17 protein-coding genes and 1 other RNA gene are annotated in these 17650 nt (G+C 62.2%); 3 read left to right on the top strand and 15 right to left on the bottom strand.

Translation table 11 applies throughout. The features are described from left to right. Positions 1-39: 39 nt before the first annotated feature. Positions 40-1329: a glycosyltransferase 87 family protein gene (locus tag AC5RWA_RS14590; RefSeq protein WP_494058110.1), complete on the bottom strand. Its 1290-nt coding sequence runs from the start codon at positions 1327-1329 to the stop codon at positions 40-42. Between the two features lie 226 nt (positions 1330-1555). On the opposite strand from AC5RWA_RS14590, the gene AC5RWA_RS14585 reads away from it, so the two are divergent. Continuing rightward, a complete protein-coding gene (locus tag AC5RWA_RS14585; protein WP_494058109.1) occupies positions 1556-1930 on the top strand; it encodes a hypothetical protein in 375 nt (124 codons plus the stop codon). Positions 1931-1946: 16 nt separating this feature from the next. Here AC5RWA_RS14585 and AC5RWA_RS14580 read toward each other — a convergent pair whose 3' ends face one another. The 6 genes from AC5RWA_RS14580 to ftsE all read right to left on the bottom strand — a co-directional run bounded on the left by AC5RWA_RS14580 (position 1947) and on the right by ftsE (position 7272). After that, on the bottom strand, positions 1947-2930 hold the full coding sequence (locus tag AC5RWA_RS14580) for a S1C family serine protease (RefSeq protein WP_494058108.1): 984 nt from the start codon (positions 2928-2930) through the stop codon (positions 1947-1949). Positions 2931-3109: 179 nt separating this feature from the next. After that, positions 3110-3480, bottom strand: a transfer-messenger RNA (tmRNA) gene (ssrA, locus tag AC5RWA_RS14575). Between the two features lie 77 nt (positions 3481-3557). Next, entirely contained in the window at positions 3558-4031 is a 474-nt protein-coding gene (smpB, locus tag AC5RWA_RS14570) for an SsrA-binding protein SmpB (protein ID WP_079597625.1), read from the bottom strand. Between the two features lie 85 nt (positions 4032-4116). Next, positions 4117-5553, bottom strand: a complete 1437-nt coding sequence (locus AC5RWA_RS14565) for a peptidoglycan DD-metalloendopeptidase family protein (RefSeq protein ID WP_494058107.1) — start codon at positions 5551-5553, stop codon at positions 4117-4119. A 28-nt stretch (positions 5554-5581) separates the two neighbouring features. Beyond that, positions 5582-6496 (bottom strand): permease-like cell division protein FtsX, encoded by a 915-nt coding sequence (ftsX, locus tag AC5RWA_RS14560; protein WP_494058106.1) that lies wholly within the window; start codon positions 6494-6496, stop codon positions 5582-5584. Further along, positions 6493-7272, bottom strand: coding sequence for a cell division ATP-binding protein FtsE (gene ftsE / locus AC5RWA_RS14555; protein ID WP_494058105.1), 780 nt, complete (start codon positions 7270-7272; stop codon positions 6493-6495). The genes ftsX and ftsE overlap by 4 nt, the downstream gene beginning before the upstream one ends. A 326-nt stretch (positions 7273-7598) precedes the next feature. Here ftsE and AC5RWA_RS14550 point away from each other — a divergent pair, with 326 nt between their 5' ends. Next, the gene (locus AC5RWA_RS14550; RefSeq protein WP_079597621.1) at positions 7599-8342 is read left to right on the top strand and encodes a polyprenol monophosphomannose synthase; all 744 of its coding nucleotides are present in this window, start codon (positions 7599-7601) and stop codon (positions 8340-8342) included. 191 nt (positions 8343-8533) lie between these two features. Here AC5RWA_RS14550 and prfB read toward each other — a convergent pair whose 3' ends face one another. The 8 genes from prfB to AC5RWA_RS14510 all read right to left on the bottom strand — a co-directional run bounded on the left by prfB (position 8534) and on the right by AC5RWA_RS14510 (position 14447). After that, positions 8534-9652, bottom strand: a complete 1119-nt coding sequence (prfB, locus tag AC5RWA_RS14545) for a peptide chain release factor 2 (RefSeq protein ID WP_494058104.1) — start codon at positions 9650-9652, stop codon at positions 8534-8536. 71 nt (positions 9653-9723) lie between these two features. Next, positions 9724-10161 (bottom strand): pilus assembly protein TadG-related protein, encoded by a 438-nt coding sequence (locus AC5RWA_RS14540; protein WP_494058103.1) that lies wholly within the window; start codon positions 10159-10161, stop codon positions 9724-9726. Continuing rightward, complete coding sequence (locus AC5RWA_RS14535) at positions 10158-10670, bottom strand: hypothetical protein (protein WP_254865574.1); 513 nt, start codon at positions 10668-10670, stop codon at positions 10158-10160. Before AC5RWA_RS14535 ends, AC5RWA_RS14540 begins: the two co-directional genes overlap by 4 nt. Positions 10671-10713: 43 nt before the next feature. After that, complete coding sequence (locus AC5RWA_RS14530; protein ID WP_079597619.1) at positions 10714-11130, bottom strand: TadE family protein; 417 nt, start codon at positions 11128-11130, stop codon at positions 10714-10716. Positions 11131-11134: 4 nt separating this feature from the next. Beyond that, positions 11135-11344, bottom strand: a complete 210-nt coding sequence (locus tag AC5RWA_RS14525; protein WP_079597618.1) for a hypothetical protein — start codon at positions 11342-11344, stop codon at positions 11135-11137. An 87-nt stretch (positions 11345-11431) separates the two neighbouring features. Further along, complete coding sequence (locus tag AC5RWA_RS14520) at positions 11432-12373, bottom strand: type II secretion system F family protein (protein WP_181884811.1); 942 nt, start codon at positions 12371-12373, stop codon at positions 11432-11434. Beyond that, complete coding sequence (locus AC5RWA_RS14515; protein ID WP_494058102.1) at positions 12370-13227, bottom strand: type II secretion system F family protein; 858 nt, start codon at positions 13225-13227, stop codon at positions 12370-12372. The genes AC5RWA_RS14520 and AC5RWA_RS14515 overlap by 4 nt, the downstream gene beginning before the upstream one ends. Beyond that, on the bottom strand, positions 13224-14447 hold the full coding sequence (locus tag AC5RWA_RS14510) for a TadA family conjugal transfer-associated ATPase (RefSeq protein WP_079597616.1): 1224 nt from the start codon (positions 14445-14447) through the stop codon (positions 13224-13226). Before AC5RWA_RS14510 ends, AC5RWA_RS14515 begins: the two co-directional genes overlap by 4 nt. Before the next feature lie 289 nt (positions 14448-14736). On the opposite strand from AC5RWA_RS14510, the gene AC5RWA_RS14505 reads away from it, so the two are divergent. Next, positions 14737-17649: a GH25 family lysozyme gene (locus AC5RWA_RS14505; RefSeq protein WP_494058101.1), complete on the top strand. Its 2913-nt coding sequence runs from the start codon at positions 14737-14739 to the stop codon at positions 17647-17649. Position 17650: the final 1 nt, after the last annotated feature.

Here is a 17650-nt window from a genome sequence, read left to right as displayed (position 1 = left end):
CAGTCTGGAGCCTGCGCCGGGCTGCGGAGCGGCAGTGGACTAATCGATAGGCCGTGCCATAGGGTGCCCTTCCGCTGCGCTGCGTTCGATTCCTACCGAGCTACTGAACTTCGCACCACCCATCACCTTCCACAACTTCAGCAACGACCAACAGAACATGATTAGCAGCAGAATGTTTCGGATCGTCAGTAGGGCAGCTACGCCTGGATTGAGTGAGGCAAGAAGTTGCGGATATAGGAGCGGATAAATAAGGGTCGTGAGACCACAAATGGGAACCATCAGAACTACGGGTATCGTCCATTCGCGCCCGCGAAATGCGGCGGCAGCGCATATTACGGCCGCTGGCCATATCATGAACTGCGGGGATCCAACTTTATTGAACACGATCATTGCCATAACCAGGGCGAGACCACCGACCATAAAGAGGTCCTGCCGATTCGCGTCACGTCTGACTCCCACGAAAATGAGAAGAGCTATACCGAAAACGCTAATCATGAGCAGCGGATTAAGTATTGCGCTCATTTGATCTGCAAGTGAGCCGCGTATCTCCATCGTGTCTATATCAGTATTCGGGTAGATGTACGTGCCCTGTCGAAGTACAGCCTGCCAGAGACCAGGAGTGGTTAGGGGCGCCTCTAACTGCATACCTCGGTCTCCCTGCGCCTGTATAAAGCCCAGAAGGTTTCGAGCGCCGCCACCCAACACGACGGCCATGACCATGATTGCAGACACGCCGATTCCGGCTATAAGGACTCGCAACCGAGCCTTGCTGGATAGAACCAGCGCCATGACAACCCCGGCGGGCCATACTTTGATCCAGGTCGCAAGAGAGAGCAGCAGCGACGCAACCGCTGGCCTGGTTGCTGCAACGACAAGACCCATAACAACAAAAGGAGCAGAAATACCGTCGATACGGGAGAATACGAGCGGTCCCAAAATAAGAATCAATAGGATAAAAAGGTAAGCAGCCTGCCACCCGAACCGCAGCGTCCTACTTCGGAGCAGAACCGTCACTGCACAAAAATTGAGTATGGCGCAAAGTACGAACCAACCGAGCATGTACAGGTGATGCCCGAAGGTCGATGCCACGACCATAGGAACCATCGCCGCAATTGGATAAACCCATGCAACGTCGATACCCTGCCATACGCCTTCGTTAAGACCTTGATACACCCATTCCCGATACAAGACAACGTCTCCGTTTGCTTGCCCTGCAGTGATATCCGGAATCAAAAACAAGAAAGAAAGAAAATGCACTCCTGCACATATAGCGAAGACGCTGCGCTTACGGGACAGAAAATTACGCAGGTCTAGTGGGAGCATGAGCATATGTGACTCTCTAGGATAAAAAGGAAGGAGCGGCAGCGTCCGCTACGCAGACAAGCGGCTGCCAACGGTATGCAAAACCCGCCTCGATAGCACCGGACCTAACCAGCGAAGACGGATCAAGTTAATACACCCGGGCTGCGGCCCAAAATGATTACTTCTCAAGGATACTTGGTGTCCCGGCTCCTTGCGGCCCGCCGGGCTTTAGCGAGGCGTATGGTTGACTCTGATGATCAGCAGACGTGACGCGGCAATTGCCCTGGATGTACCAATGGAAATGGCCCAGCGCCATGGCCTCCCGAAGTGGATGACGGAGGCAGAACTGGGCGAAATCCTGGACAACCCGCCGCCGTGGCTGGTCCAGTCACGTGCCAACCGGACGGGCAAGCGTCCGGTCTGGGTCCACCTGGAATGCGCCGTCTGCGGCTACGAGGAGGCGGCCCGTCCCAAGAAGTGGTGGCCGGACTTCACCTATGTCGTGTGCAGCCATCACGCACCTGCTGACGTGCCGCCCGTCCAGGCCCGCTTCATTCGAAGCGAGTTCGACGGCGTAGGCACGCGTTTTGTAGGCATCGCGGACGTTGCGGCGCCGGACCACCACTAGGAATGTCCCGGGCAGCTCAGTTGCCGTTGCTGGACATCTCCTCGGGAACCGCCACGAGGTGGAGCTCCACGCCGTCCCGCAGCACTGCAACATCGAGCGGTTCGCCGATGGCGTCGGAAAACAGCAGCCGCTGCAGGCTTTCGGCATCACTGACAGGGCGTCCGCCGGCTGTCAGGAGGACATCACCCGCTGTAAGGCCTGCCTTCTCTGCTGGTGATCCCGGCAATACCTCAACGATGCGCAGGCCTTCACGCTGGCCAGTCCTGATGACCGCGCTGGGGTTGAGCCGCATCGGCGTGCTGACCAGGCCCAGATAGGCCCGTCTGACCCGCCCGTCGGACAGCAGGGCGGAGATGATCCGGCGGGTGGTTGCGTTGATGGGAATCGCCAGGCCCAGTCCTGCACCGGCCACTGCGGTGTTGATGCCAACGATCCGGCTGTGCGTATCGGCCAGCGCTCCGCCGGAATTACCGGGGTTCAGCGCTGCATCGGTCTGGATGACGTCTTCGATGACTCTCCGGTTACCGCCCGACCATACCGGAATGGCCCGGCCCAGGCCGCTGACCACGCCTGCCGTCACCGAACCGGCCAGGCCCAGGGGGTTACCTACCGCCACAACGAGCTGCCCAACATGCAGGGATTCGGCCGCGCCGAATACCGCCGGCGGCAACTTGGCCCGCCTGCCGTGCACCACTGCAAGATCGGACAAGGGATCGGCGCCCACCAGTTCCAGTTCCATGCGGCTGCCGTCGGCAAAGACTGCATGGCCGGTCCGGGTTCCTGCCACCACATGCGAATTGGTGAGGAGGTAGCCGTCCTCCGTGAAGAGCACCGCCGAGCCTGCGCCCACCCGCACTCGTCCGTTGCGCCGTGCCGCTGTCATTTCGATGGCAGCCACATGGGGAGTGACGGCTGCTGCCACCCGCATGACTGTCTGTGAGTACGAATCCAGCACATCGTCGTCGTACTCGGGAAAAGCCGGCTCCCGCGCCTGGTCCATGGCGCACCTCCTGGTTGTGCCGCCCGGCCGCCCTGAAATACCTGTCCGGGTCCTATCGGAGTCAACGAACCGCGGACGGGTAGTAGTCCCGTCCCCGCTACGCCGTTGGTGAACGGGTAGGTGGATGCACCGTGCGGGCAAAGAAAAACACCCCGGTCCGAAGACCGGGGTGTTTCCCAAGGTGGAGATGGGGGGAATTGAACCCCCGTCCGATGTCGTGTTGTCAGGGCTTCTCCGGGCGCAGTTTGCGTCGGATTTTCTCGGCCCCAGCCATGCTGCAAACAGCTGGCTGATCCGGGCCCAGTCATCAAAGAGTCCCGCTTACCCCGATGACGAGGGTAAGCAGCAGTGGCTATCTAAATGACGCCAGCATCCGGGGCGATAGCAACCCCGGGCTGACGAACTTGCTAAGGCTGCTTAGGCAGCGAGAGCGAAGTTATCGCGTTTTGATTCGGCGATTATTTTTTTGCAGACAGCGTTAACGAGATAATTCTGCATCCTCGGCCCGCTTCACCTGTCGCGACTAACATCGTCGAAACCGATCATCCCCATATTTTGTTACCAAACCGGTGGGCAAGCCCGCCGGACTACCTAGTATAACTCACCCTTCAGGCAATTCATTCCAGCCTAGCGGCGGCGGTTGCGCTCCCGCATTTCCCGCTGCGCCTCGCGGTTGTCCTGCTGCTCCCGGAGGGTCTGGCGTTTGTCATACTCGCGCTTGCCGCGGGCAACGCCGATCTCCACCTTGGCCCTGCCATCAACGAAGTACAGCTGCAGCGGGACGATGGTATAGCCCGATTCACGGACCTTGTGCGAAATCTTGTTGAGTTCTTCGCGATGCAGCAGAAGCTTACGGCGGCGCCGTGCCGCGTGGTTGGTCCAACTGCCCTGGTTGTACTCAGGAATGTGGATGGCTTCCATCCACAACTCGTCGTTGTAGAAGGTGCAGAATCCGTCCACCATGGAGGCGTGCCCCTCGCGCAGGGACTTCACTTCGGTGCCCATCAGGGCGATGCCGGCCTCGTAGGTGTCCAGCACGTGGTAATCATGCCGGGCCTTGCGGTTGGTGGCCACCACTTTTCGGCCACTTTCTTTAGGCACGGGAAAGCTCCTCAGGTTCAGATCCGTTGTCCTCCGGGCCGGTTCGGCGCGGAGTGATACCAGTGTACGGCAGGGCAATCAACCCCTACAGCAGCCCCATCGGGTCAACAGGAGCGCCATTGAGCCAGGTTTCGAAGTGGGCATGGCAGCCGGTGGAATTGCCGGTGTTGCCGGAGTAGGCGATGAGCTGGCCCTGTGAGACCCGCTGGCCGTTCGACACCACGATGCTGGCGTTGTGGTAGTAGATGGTGTTCAGGGTGTTGCCCTGCATCAGGCCGTGGGAAATCTTGACGCGCCAACCGCCGCCGTCTGCTGAACTCCAGCCCGAGCTGAAGATCTCGCCTGCTGCTGCAGCGTAGACGGGCGTGCCGCAGGCTGCTCCAAAATCGAGCCCCGTGTGCATGTAGCCGCCCTGCCCGTAGAAGTCGATGGTGCCCGGCGGGGTAGCCCGCCAGCCGAACCCGGACGTTATGGGTACGTTGCCGGAGAAGGGATGCCGCAGGCCAAAGACCGACGGCGATCCGGCCGGGGGCATAAAGGACTGCACCGGCGGGGGCGGCGGGGGCGCCTGGCCCTTGGCAGCGGCTGCTGCGGCCGCGGCGGCAGCCGCAGCAGCCGCAGCTGCTTCTGCCTGCCTCCGCTGCTCGGCCTCCCAGGCCTCACGCAACCGCCGGTCGCGCTCCTCAATTTCTGCGGCAACCGCGTTCTGGCTGGCCTGGACGCCCGCCAGCTGCGCCTGAATTCCGGGCTTGGCAGCCTGCAACTCTGCATCAAGCCGGGTGGTGTCGGCGATCAGCTGGTCGACCTGTTCCTTTTTGGCAGCTGCCTCATCCCGGGCAGCTTTTTCCCTTTCCAGGGCAGCATCCGCCTTGGCCTTGAGGTCTTTAATCTCCGCCTCAACCGCCTGCAGTCGCGCTTCCGAGTTCACGTTCGTGGCACTCTGCTGCGACAACTTGTCCATTGCCGCGTTTTGGCTGCGCATGGCCTGGTCCGCCAGGTCCATGGTCTCCGTGAGGCTGGCGCCGTTGTTGTCGCCGAAGAACAGCGAAAGGTTGGAGGGGACTCCCCCGGATTTGTAGGCCTGCGTGGCAATCTGGCCGATGAGTTTCTTCGTATCGGCGATCTTTTGTTTATCCGTTTCCAGCTGCTGGGTGATCTTGGCCTTGTTCTGCTGGGCCATGTCCACACGAGCTGAAAGCGCTTCAACCTCTTTAACGGCACCTGCCACACGGCCCTGTGCTTCCAGGAGTGCCTGCTGGGCACCCGGCAGCTGGCCCTGGTACATCACCAGGTCGCTGGCTGCCTTTGCGATGCGGGAATCCACGAACTCCAGGGACTGCTGGACGCGCGCCGCCTCAGCCTCAAGTGCTGCCTGCTTGTCTTCAAGCTCGTCTGCGAAAGCCACCGGTGTGGATGAGGCGAGCCCGGCGGCGAGGACGACTGCAAGCACGCCGCTGATGACCCCTGACCGGCGGGAGGCAGTTCGGCGTCCGCGCACGGAGGTCTGATCGGTTACGTTCATGGGCATTCCTTGATCGGTTTGCATGGTCCTAGACGCGAAGGTATCTGCGCAAGGTCAAGAGAGACGAAATTCCAGCCAAGGATGCGCCAAGGATTAGCAGCGCCGGTGCGAGGATCAGCGTCTGGCCTGAGGAGATGAAGGCCGTGTCCGGGTACTGCCGGGACATGAACTCGCCAAGGAAGAAGTGGGACACCGCCCACAGCGTGGCGGAGGCCAGGGCAGCGCCAATCACGGCAGCGATCACGCCTTCAAGGATGAAAGGCAGCTGGATCACCGTCTTCGAAGCGCCCACCAGGCGCATGATGCCCGTTTCCCGCCGGCGGCTGAACGCGGAAAGCCTGATGGTGGTAGCGATCAGGAGGATGGCGCAGACAATCATGACGCCGGCGATGCTGACCGCCACAAGGGAGGCGCCGTTCATGACGGAGAAAAGCCGCTCAAGGAGCTGGCGCTGGTCAATGACCGTTTCCACGCCGGGCTGCGAGGAGAAGGTCTCGCTGATGATCTCGTACTTCTGGGGATCCTTCATGTTGATCCGGAATGATGCCGGCAGCTGGTCCGGCGTCACGGAATCCACGATGGGTGAATTCGAGAACTGGTCCTTGAAGTGCTTGTACGCCTCTTCCCTGGACTCGAACTGGAAGTCGTTGATGTACTGTGCAACCGCCGGCGACTCCAGCAGGGTGTTCAGGCTTTCCTGCTGTTCAGAGGTGACCGGCCCGCCCGCGCAGCCAGCCGCCGTCGAACCTTCACTGCACAGGAAGATGGCCACCTGGACTTTGTCGTACCAGTAGCCCTTCATCTGGTTGATCTGCATCTGCAGCATTCCTGCTGCACCCACGAAGGTGAGCGACACGAAGGTGACAAGGATGACCGAGACCACCATGGACAGGTTGCGGCGGAGTCCGCTGCCGATCTCGCTGAGGATGAATGCAAGCCTCACCGCTGTGCCTCACCTTCGCCGGGGACGCCCGTTTCAGCGTTTTCCCTGCCGCTGGCGTCCTTGAGCCGGCGGGACTGCCCCACCACGGGAATCATTGAGGTGTAAAGTGCCTTGGCTTCGTCACGGATGACGACGCCGTTCTTGAGTTCAACCACGCGTTTGCGCATTTCGTTCACGATGTCGTCGTCGTGCGTGGCCATGACCACGGTGGTGCCGTTCTGGTTGATCTTGTCCAGCACGCCCATGATGCCCATGGACGTGGTGGGATCCAGGTTTCCGGTGGGCTCATCGGCGAGCAGGATACCCGGACGGTTGACGACGGCGCGGGCGATGGCAACGCGCTGCTGCTCACCGCCGGACAGTTCGTGCGGCATGCGGTGCTCTTTGCCCTCCAGACCAACGGTCTTAAGGACTTCGGGAACGGTGTCCCGGATGACGCTGCGGCTTTTGCCGATGACCTGCATGGCGAATGCGACGTTGGCGAAGACGTTCTTCTGCGGAAGGAGCCGGAAGTCCTGGAAGACGACGCCGATGCCGCGCCTTAGGCGGGGGACGCGCCAGCTGGAGATCTTGGCAACGTTCTGGCCGGCGACATAGACAGCGCCGGAGGTTGCGCGGTCCTCCTTGAGCACCAGGCGCAGGAACGTGGATTTGCCGGACCCTGACGCGCCGACCAGGAAGGCGAACTCGCCGCGGTCGATCTCAAGGTTGACTGAGTCCAGCGCAGGCCGGGTTGTCTGGTCGTAGACCTTGGTGACATTTTCGAATCGGATCATGGCCCTAAGTACCCTGCAGGGCATGGCTGATTCTCACATGCAGCCCAGTTCTGCAGCCGGTGCACGGGTTTTCGTTTGGGGGAAGTAGGGCCCCGGCCCCTCGACTATACGCACGAACCCCGGCGTTTTACCGGGCTTTCAGAGGGCGTGTCGCGGGAACCAGGTGCCAGAGTGAACAAATTGAAGCCTCGTGCATGCATGTCTTCCTGAGAGAAGCGCAGCACTCTCCGGACCGCCTTTACTCGCTCCTATAATGGGTAGTTGCGCCTGCCGGCGGCTAGCTGGCCGCCAGGTGCACCGACCGCTCCCTCCAGGAAAGGCCCTCTGTGCGCGTCCTTACGATCATTCCCACGTACAACGAACTGGAATCGCTGCCCAAGACGCTCCAGCGGCTCCGGTCTGCTGTCCCGGCCTCGGACGTGCTGGTAGTGGATGACAACAGCCCTGACGGCACCGGCAAACTCGCCGACACCATCGCGGCCGGGGACTCCCAGGTCCACGTCCTGCACCGCAAGGGCAAGGAGGGACTGGGCGCCGCCTACATCGCCGGGTTCAAGTGGGGCCTGGATGCCGGCTACGACGTGCTCGTGGAAATGGACGCGGACGGATCCCACCAGCCCGAGCAGCTGCCCCAGCTCCTGGAGGCCATCGACCAGGGCGCAGACCTTGCCATGGGTTCCCGCTGGGTGCCCGGCGGACGCGTGGTGAACTGGCCCCTCTACCGCCAGGCCATTTCCCGGGTGGGCAGCACCTACGCCCGCCTGATGCTCGGCCTGAAGATCAAGGACGTCACCGGCGGATACCGCGCCTTCCGCCGGACTACCCTGGAAAAACTCAACCTGGACCAGGTGGACTCTGTCGGTTACGGCTTCCAGGTCGACCTGGCGTGGCGCGTGGCACGGATGGGCCTGCGCATCGAGGAACGCCCCATCACCTTCGTGGAGCGCGAACTCGGCGCCTCGAAGATGAGCGGCAACATCGTGGTCGAAGCCATGATCAACGTCACCAAATGGGGCCTGCAGGCACGCTGGAACACCCTGACAGGTAAAAAGGCCTCCGCCCAACCCTAGGCTGGGCCCCGTTCCGGACCACGGAGCGAAGAAATGGACAGCGGCTGGAAGCGCTGGGCCTGCCCCACCTTTAGGGGGCACCGCCCAGCGCAGCGCATATGGTGCTGCCGCTCGTTCTTACCTCGGGTTGCAGCACGGTTCGTCGCGACAAACGCTCGCAGGCACCACTGCGGTTACCCTCTCAACGAAGGCTACTTACTCTCCGCGTTGCGGTTATCGGTGCGCCAGCGGATACCGGCGTCGATGAAATCGTCGATTTCGCCGTCGAACACGGCCGAGGTGTTCCCCACCTCGTGTTCCGTCCGGAGGTCCTTAACCATCTGGTAGGGGTTGAGGACGTAGGAGCGCATCTGGTCGCCCCAGGACGCTTTGACATCACCTGCCAGTGCCTTCTTCTCGGCATCCTCCTGTTCCTTCTTGAGAAGCAGGAGCCTGGACTGCAGGACGCGCATGGCCGCGGCGCGGTTCTGCAGCTGCGATTTTTCGTTCTGCATGGACACCACGGTGCCCGTCGGAATGTGGGTGAGGCGGACCGCGGAGTCCGTGGTGTTGACCGACTGCCCGCCGGGGCCGGACGACCGGAAGACGTCCACGCGGATTTCGTTGTCCGGGATCTCGATGGAGTCCGTTTGCTCGATCAGCGGAATGACCTCCACGGCAGCAAACGACGTCTGCCGCCGGCCCTGGTTGTCGAACGGGCTGATCCTGACCAGGCGGTGGGTTCCGGCTTCGACGCTGAGGGTGCCAAAGGCGTAGGGCGCCTTGACCTCGAAGGTGGCCGACTTCAGGCCTGCCTCTTCGGCATAGGACGTGTCCATGACCGTGGTGGGGTAGCCATGCCGCTCGGCCCAGCGGAGGTACATGCGCATCAGCATCTCGGCGAAGTCGGCGGCGTCCACACCGCCGGCGCCTGCGCGGATGGAGACCACGGCTTCGCGTTCGTCGTACTCACCCGACAGCAGGGTGACGACTTCGAGCTCCTTGAGTGCCTTTTTGATGGACTCAAGTTCTGCGGCCGCCTCCCCTATGGAAGCGGCGTCATCCTCGTCCTGCCCCAGCTCCACGAGGACTTCGAGATCATCAATCCGTGAAGCCAACGTGTTGAGGCGTTCAAGCTCGGACTGCCGGTGGGACAGCCGGGAAGTGATTTTCTGTGCCGCTGCAGGGTCATCCCAGAGGTCCGGTTCGCCCGCCCGCTCGCTCAGTTCGGCGATGTCTTCCTTCAGAGTTTCCACATCGGAGACTCGCTCGATGGAATCGTACGTGGCGCGAAGGGCGCGGATTTCAGCGGAAAAATCAATATTGGCCATGGTTGTTTAAGCCTACGCTATCCGGCGAAAGGCTCCGGTCCCGCCTGCCAGCAGCAGCCCCGTGCTGTTCTTCAGCGCGTCAACCGCGAACGGGCGGTGGACGTTGCTTCTATCGGGATTCCGGCAGGTATCAGGAAGTTCACTACCGGCGGGTGGACTGCCGCCGTGAGAACCACGACGGCGGTAGAACCGTCCGGTGTTCCTGTCGTCCCCGCCACCGCCAGGTCATCAAACCGTTCCGACGCCGGGCTCCTGGCCACGAAGTCCGCCGCCACATTTCTCACCCGCGCAGGATTGAGCACTGCCGACGGGCTCCCACCCTGCGCTGCGACTTCGCCCAGGGTGTAGCTGTCCGCTGCCGCAAGCGAGGCGCCGTCCGCGAGGGACAGCAGCCGCTTGTGTTCGAGGTAGACGGCCGAGATACCGATGACAACCGTTGTGACGAGCAGGGCCAGCGCGACGTATCCCAAAATCATCACCATCATCTGGCCGTCTTCGTTCTTCGTCATCGGAACCTTCCCACCACCTGGGTTGCGGATGCCTCCACCTCGGTAGCGGACAGTCGGAGGCCGTCACGGAAAGGAACAAATGGCAGGGGCACTGCCAGCCTGACGTTTGCAGTCACCACCGTGCCCGCGGCCTGGCAGTCGGCGGGGTCGCAGCTGATAGCCACCGTGGCTTCCTCCGGCCGGTGCCCAAAGTCAGCCAGCGCAATGGCTACCGCTTGTTCGGCGGCTGCCTGGGCTGACGATGTGTCGGGCTTGGCGACGTACACCTTCGCGGCCTGGTCAGCTGCCCCAACCACGGCAAACGAACCACCCTGTATTTGTCCCACGGTGATGATGAAGTACACGAGGGGAACCATCAGTAAGAGCGCCAGGAACGTGAACTCAACAACCGCGCTCCCCTGCTCATGCACGCCCTTCTGCGGCCTTGCGTCGTGTGGCAGGGTTTGCTTGTCTCCCGGCCATACCTTCCGTATGTCTCGCATGGCCACGTTTGCAGTATCCGTTTTCATGCAGAGCGCCTCACGCAGCCGGGTACGAACGCGCCACCGGATGTCAGGGCTGCACAGCGGCATGTCCCTTCACCTCCAGCATGTCCCGCGGACCGATCAGACCAATGACCGGCATCGGCGCCCGCACGGTCACTTCCAGGGTCCGCAATCCCTGCACGGTCACTTCGGTGGTGCTGACCTGGCCGGCAAAGCCAGGATTCAACGCGGTCACAATGAGGGCACGCGTCCGTTCTTCCGCGTCGACAGCTCCCCGGTCCGCCAGGGTTCCGTACCTGGCCCCCGAGGCGGCGGCATCAATTAAGGTGTTGCGCACGTGCAACACGAGCGCCAGTTGGATGATCGCCAGGAAAAACATGGTGAGCAGTCCTCCCACCAAAACAAAATCCACCACCGCCGAGCCTTGTTCCCTCGATACAGGCTGTTCAGGGGCGCCTTTGGCTACCTTGGCGGGACGTGGCATGGGCTTAGCTGCCCACCTTGTCCATCGCCTGGTTGAACATGGACTCCAACGCTGGTCCGGCGAGCGCCAGGAGGGCTGCCACCAGGACAGCGGACATGAGGGTGATCATGACCCACCCCGGCACATCTCCCCGCTCAGGGTGATCATTCGGGGTGCGGCGTGAATCTGCGAGAGTCAGGAGCAACACTGCGCAGCGGATTCCTACGTTTTTCATTTCTCTTCCTCTTCCTCTTCCTCTTACTTCCTGCGTTGATTGGGCATGACGCCACGGTCCGGTCATCACCGTTGGTCGGTGCCACCGCTAGAAACCCAGGCTGATCGCCGCAATGCCCGGAAAGACGGCGAAAACGACGGTCAGCGGGAGCACACCAAAAACGAGTGGCACCATCATGGCGATCTCTTTCTTGCCGGCGGCTTCCATCAGGTCCCGTTTTGCGGTGTCACGGACATCCTGGGCCTGGGCACGAAGCACGTCAGCCAGGGGTGTGCCCCGCTCCACGGCGACAATGATGCCGTCGACGAACCTCACCAGCGGCGCCAGGTCGGTGCGCGACGAGAACTCCTGGAGGGCAAGGACGAGCGGCTTGCCGGCCCGTGTCTCGGCGAGGATCTTCGAGAACTCCTTGGCCAGCTCCCCCTTGGCGCTCCGGCAGACCCTGTCCAGGGCGCCGGTGGCGCTCTCCCCGGCGCCGACGGCGAGCGCCATGAGCTCAGCGAGGCTGGGGAATTCAGCCATCATCCGGGCTTCCCGTTGGCGGACCTGAACGCCCAGCCAATAGTCCCGCAGCACGAAGCCTGCTGCAGCGCCTCCGATGATGATCAAGGCCGCGACGAGTGGACTGAACCTGCCGGAAGCAGCCCCAATGAGGGACAGAGCCAACGCGAGGGCGAATCCGGCGGCCGCCCACAGCAGCTGTTCAGCCCTGAAATCAATGGCAGATTTGTTGATCCCCGCCTGTACCAGCCGACGGGCGGTCGCGCCCGGTGAAGGGCTAAGCTTTCCCAGCGCCGCGAGGGCATCGTGGACCACCGGGCGCAGTATCCTCTCAAGCGGCCCGAAGGGCGTCAGCGTCTGCTCTCCTGAGCGCAGGAGCCGCGACTCAACGTTCTGGGCCTTGAGCTGCGGCTCAATCCGCTGCGCAAAAGTTGTTGCCCTCATCATCGGGGACCTGAAGATGACCAGCCACAGGCCTATCCCCATGACAAGTCCGCATATGACGGCGGCTGGAGAGACAGCGGTCACCGGAGGACCCTTTCATCCTGGGGAAGAGCGCCTATTCTCAGCATGGTGGAGTAGCAGATCAACGAAACCACCAGCCCTCCGAGCAACACTGCTGCCCCCATCGGTGTGTTGTATGCCTGTACCGCTTCCGGCCGTGTAGCCAGGAGAACCATGACGATCCATGGCGCGGCTACGGCAAGGCGTGCGGCGTTGACGGTCCAGGACTGCCGGGCTTCGAGTTCGCTGCGGGTGCGCGCGCTCTCCCGCAAAAATTCGGCAAGCGTACCCAGCAGTTTGCCCAGATCCGACCCTCCGACCTCCCGGGTCAGACGCAGGGCTTCGACGATCCGGTCAGCGACCGGATCTGCAAGCTTGTGCTTAAGTTTGTTCAACGACCCATCAAAGTGTCCCCCGGCCCGGTAGTCGGCGCCGAACTCCCGAAACGCCGGCCGCAGTTCTTCCGGGCCTTTGTCACCCAGCTGGATCAGCGCCTCCGGCAAAGGCAGTCCTGCGCGAATTGCCGAACGAAGGTGATCGACGACGTCCGGCCAGAGCTGGCGCAGTAACGCCGTACGCTTTTTAGCGCGCCAGCGGAGGACGCTGACGGGCAACCATCCGGCGAAAAGTCCGAAGCATGCGGCGATGGGCCACGAGCGGCTGACGGCGTAAAACACCAGGACCACAAACAGCACCAGGCCCAGGCAAGTGCCCGCCAGCCCGCCCACGGAGACCTTGTCGACACCCGCAGCTGCCAAAAGATCGCCCAGGCGGCTTGGCTTCCGTTCCCGCTGTCTTTTCGGCGGTGACTCCCAGAACGCCCACCAGATGAGGAAAAGGCCCGTTCCTGTTGTTACTCCGAGCAGTGCCGAGATCATCGGGGATCCAGCAAAGCAGCGACATCATAGCCCGCACGCGAAAATTTCTCCGCCGACGGCATCGCGTTCGCCCGGGGCTGCAGGACGCCGTCAGCCATGGCGAAAACCAACGATGATTCGATGATGCCGTTCTCTACGCGTCGGCCAAGGGACAGGATCTCGGTGACCTCCCGCCGGCCGTTCGCCTGCCGGCTGCAATGGACCACGAGGTCGATGCAGGATGCGACCGTGGGAACGACGAAGGCGCTGGAAATATTCTCGCCGGCCAGCAGTGGGAGTGTGCAGATCTTCGTGACTGCGTCGTGGGCAGAATTGGCGTGCACCGTGCACATGCCTGGAAGACCTGAGTTGAGCGCAATCAGCATGTCCAGGCTCTCGGCCTCACGCACCTCACCGACCACCAGGCGGTCCGGCCGCATGCGGAGCGCTTCCTTCACCAGGCGCCGGAGCGGAATTTCGCCTTCGCCTTCGAGGTTCGGCTGGCGGCACTGAAGCCCCACAACGTCCCGCAACGGGAACTGCAGCTCGAAGATCTCTTCAACCGTAATGACCCGCTCCCGGCTTCCGATGCTGGACGCCAGGCAATTGAGCATCGTCGTCTTGCCTGCCTGGGTGGCGCCGGACACCAGGATGTTCAGTCCACTGGATACTGCTGCACCAAGAAACCGGGCGGATTGGGGCGTCAGAGTGCCCAGCTCGACAAGGTGTTCCAGCCGGGTTGCCTTCACAACGAACTTCCTGATGTTCACTGCCCAGTGGCGGCGCGTGACATCCGGAATGACCACGTGAAGCCTCGAGCCGTCGGGCAGGGCCGCATCAACGAAGGGAGACGACATGTCAAGGCGCCTGCCGGAGCTCTTCAGCATCCGCTCCACGAGGTCGCGCACTTGCTGGTCGGAGAGGCTGAGCGAGGTGAGTTCGGATTCACCGTTGCGCGCAACAAAGATTTCATTCGGCGCGTTGAGCCAAATCTCTTCTATTGAGGGGTCGTCGAGCAGTGGCTGGAGGACACCGAATCCCGCCACAGCATCGAAGAGGAACCTGCGAGCCGAGTCCAATGGTCCGAGGGGCGGAAGCGGTCCCATCAATGCCCGCTCGTCATAGTCCATGACGGCTGCTTCCACCAGCCTGCGCACCTCACTGGCCTGCCGCAACGGATCGAGGCCCTTGCGCCGTATCAGCTCGCGGACTTCGTCCTCGACTATCCCCAGAGCATCCATAAGTACTCCCCCACATGACTACCGCCCAGCGCGGGCAGTGCAATTGCGTCCAGCCTAAGGAGGGTAAACCCCGGCAACAAGTCATAGGGGCGCTCAATGTGGATAACTAACGGTGCGACAACTATCACTTGAGCAACAAGAGAACCACTAGTTCCGCTGGTAACACCAGTGCTATGGTGAGCGCGTTAATTGTCGAACCACCACCTGTCAGGCGTATCCCTGGGGGAAAAACCTGAACAGCTATCGAAATGAGCGCTCGCGGGAGCGCCACATTGTCTCCGGAGCAAATATGAAGCGGAACCTGTCTCAGTCCCGTCACCCCGCCATGAAAACTTTGGGGATAGTGCTGCTGGCTGCCTCCCTGGTAGCTGGCCCCGGCCTCGTCAGCGTTGCGTCCGCCGTCGAACCCGCGCCTACCCCAACCCTTTCCTCCAGTGATGGAAGCACTGGGGCAACCGCGGCCCCCGCGCCCACGGGCGCACCGGCCCCGTCGACGCCCCAAACTGCCCCCGCAGAACCGCGGCCAGTGGAAAAAGCCACAGGAGAACCGCAGCCGGTTGCGACTTCGCCGGGGACATCACAATCCATGGCTGAGGCGGTGGGCGTAGGTGGAGCGGAAATGGGCCAGCGTTCAGCCCGGGTCACGGCGTCAGCCCCCTCCGAGTCCTTGCGGCGCCTGAGTACGGAATCTCTGTCGTCCGAGGGCACCTGGATGCCAACGTTCGGTATCCAGGGGCTGGACGTCAGCGGCCACCAGCCAAGCGTGGACTGGCAGCAGCAGTGGAATATGGGTGCGCGTTTCGCCTACGTGAAAGCCACGGAAGGCAACTACTACACCAACCCGTCCTACGGCTCCCAGTATCAAGGGGCACGGAATGTCGGAATGATCCGCGGCGCCTACCACTTCGCTATTCCGAACTGGTCGTCCGGAGCAGACCAGGCCCGGTACTTCGTACAGAACGGCGGCGGCTGGTCAGGAGACGGGTACACCATGCCTCCTGTCCTGGACTTTGAGTTCAACCCCTATGAAGGCCGTACCATCAACGGCTTCTACTTCGGGAACACTTGCTACAACATGTCCCCGGCGCAGCTTCAGACCTGGGTACGCGACTTCGGCAACACCGTGCAGTCGCTCACCGGTAGGCTCCCCGTCATCTACACCAATACAAGTTGGTGGAACCAGTGCTTGGGAAATCCTGCCGGCTTCGGTGACTACCCGTTGTGGATCGCGGCCTACCCCGATGCGCCCACCAACAACGCAGGACCGGTACCCACCGCAAGCTGGGGTACTTACAGCATCTGGCAGTACAGCAGCACCGGGCCGTTCGCTGGTGACTCCAACGTGTGGAACGGCGACTACGCAGGCCTTAAGGCCTTCGCTACCAGCGGCGTTCCACCCGCAGCGGTCAAGGCCATCGACGCATTCCGTGCCTCCATGCCTTCCCTGGGTGCACCCACTTCCACGATAATTTGCGGCCTCCGTGACGGCGGATGCTTCCGTGGCTATGAAGCCGGCATCGTCATGTGGTCTCCGACCGCCGGAGCACAACCAAGCCTGGCCGGACCGATCCGTGACGCCTGGGCCCGGAAGGGATACGAAAACGGCCAGATGGGCTATCCCGTGTCCGGCGTTATCTGCGGACTCAAGAATGGCGGCTGTTTCCAGAACTACCAGGGCGGGTCCATCATGTGGTCCCCGTCGACCGGTGCCGCCCTGGTGCCGTTCGGGGCAATCCGTGAGCATTGGGCAGCCCAGGGATACGAAAACGGAGGTCTCGGATACCCTCTCAGCGATCAGGTTTGTGGACTCAAATCAGGGGGATGTTTCCAGCTGTTCCAGGCCGGTTCGGTTCTCTGGAGCCCTGCCACCGGCGCCCGTCTGGTCAAGCCCGGCCCAGTAATGGAGGCGTGGGGACGAGCAGGCTACGAAAACGGCCTGCTGGGCTATCCGAACGCCGAAGCAAACTGCACCAGTTCCTTCTGTACCCAAAACTTCAGCGGTGGAGTCGTTGCCTGGACGCCCACGTCAGGAGCCTGGCCTGTTTTCATGGGCATGGGCGAAACCTGGAAAGCGTCGCGCACGAAGGGAGAGCCAATCGGTTTCCCGGTCGCGGGAGAAGTGTGCGGCCTCCGCGGCGGCGGCTGCTACCAGCTGTTCCAGGGCGGCGCGCTCCTGTTCTCACCGGCCACCGGCGCCCACACGCTCACCGGGCGGATCCTCGATTACTGGCAGAAATCAGGGTTCGAGAACGGCCGCCTGGGGTATCCAGCCGGCCCTGCCAGCTGCGGAGCGGTCCAGACCGAGTGCCGGCAGGCGTTTGAAAAGGGCGTCGTTGGGTATTCCGCCACCACTGCCCCCGAAACCGTAGCCGCCGGGCCGATGGCCGCAGGATGGGAACGCCTGGGTTGGGGTGCAGGCAGCCTCGGCTACCCCACGTCCGGCCAGTACTGCGGGCTCAAAGACGGCGGGTGCTTCCAGATGTTCGCCAAGGGGGCACTCATGTATTCACCCGCCACTGGAGCGCAGCCGAGCTTACTCGGCCCGATCCGTGATCTGTGGCAAAAAACCGGCTTCGAAAACGGGTCATTGGGATACCCGGCTTCCGACGTAATCTGCGGCCTGGTAGACGGCGGCTGCTTCCAGAACTACTCCTCGGGAACTGTGATGTGGTCCGCCGGGAGCGGAGCGAACGCGGTTATGTTCGGGCCGGTCCGTGATGCCTGGGTCAGCACAGGTTTCGAAGGCGGCAAGCTCGGCTACCCTGTGAGCGGCCAGATCTGCGGGCTGAGGAATAACGGCTGCTTCCAGAACTTTGCCAAGGGAACCGTGATGTACTCTCCTGCCACCGGAGCCCAGGCGCTGACCTCAACACCCATCAGGGAACGGTGGGGCGCATCAGGCTACGAATCCGGCTCACTGGGCTACCCCACGAGCGGGACCATTTGTGGGCTGCGGAATGACGGCTGCTTCCAGAACTTCGAGAAGGGCACCGTCATGTGGTCATCAGCAAGCGGAGCCCACCTGATCGTGCCCGGCCCGATCCAGCAGAGCTGGGCCGGACAGGGATTCGAAGCCGGGGCTTTGGGCTACCCAACCAGCAGCCAGACCTGCACTGCGGACAGGTCTTCATGCAGCCAAACCTTCCAGGGTGGAAGCATCACTTGGACAACGGCGGGTGGGGCAAGGATCACCTTGCGTTAGC

This window comes from Arthrobacter sp. 210 2 (assembly GCF_059093025.1).
Note: the sequence above shows the minus strand (reverse complement) of the source record. Positions and strands in the feature narration are given on the sequence as shown.

Bases quoted from the DNA above. Each gene is read 5' to 3' on its own strand.
- AC5RWA_RS14590 (WP_494058110.1), bottom strand. From the start codon at position 1,329: ATGCTCATGCTCCCACTAGACCTGCGTAATTTTCTGTCCCGTAAGCGC.
- AC5RWA_RS14585 (WP_494058109.1), top strand. From the start codon at position 1,556: ATGATCAGCAGACGTGACGCGGCAATTGCCCTGGATGTACCAATGGAA.
- AC5RWA_RS14580 (WP_494058108.1), bottom strand. From the start codon at position 2,930: ATGGACCAGGCGCGGGAGCCGGCTTTTCCCGAGTACGACGACGATGTG.
- AC5RWA_RS14565 (WP_494058107.1), bottom strand. From the start codon at position 5,553: ATGAACGTAACCGATCAGACCTCCGTGCGCGGACGCCGAACTGCCTCC.
- ftsE (WP_494058105.1), bottom strand. From the start codon at position 7,272: ATGATCCGATTCGAAAATGTCACCAAGGTCTACGACCAGACAACCCGG.
- prfB (WP_494058104.1), bottom strand. From the start codon at position 9,652: ATGGCCAATATTGATTTTTCCGCTGAAATCCGCGCCCTTCGCGCCACG.
- AC5RWA_RS14540 (WP_494058103.1), bottom strand. From the start codon at position 10,161: ATGACGAAGAACGAAGACGGCCAGATGATGGTGATGATTTTGGGATAC.
- AC5RWA_RS14535 (WP_254865574.1), bottom strand. From the start codon at position 10,670: ATGAAAACGGATACTGCAAACGTGGCCATGCGAGACATACGGAAGGTA.
- AC5RWA_RS14530 (WP_079597619.1), bottom strand. From the start codon at position 11,130: ATGCCACGTCCCGCCAAGGTAGCCAAAGGCGCCCCTGAACAGCCTGTA.
- AC5RWA_RS14525 (WP_079597618.1), bottom strand. From the start codon at position 11,344: ATGAAAAACGTAGGAATCCGCTGCGCAGTGTTGCTCCTGACTCTCGCA.
- AC5RWA_RS14515 (WP_494058102.1), bottom strand. From the start codon at position 13,227: ATGATCTCGGCACTGCTCGGAGTAACAACAGGAACGGGCCTTTTCCTC.
- AC5RWA_RS14510 (WP_079597616.1), bottom strand. From the start codon at position 14,447: ATGGATGCTCTGGGGATAGTCGAGGACGAAGTCCGCGAGCTGATACGG.
- AC5RWA_RS14505 (WP_494058101.1), top strand. From the start codon at position 14,737: ATGAAGCGGAACCTGTCTCAGTCCCGTCACCCCGCCATGAAAACTTTG.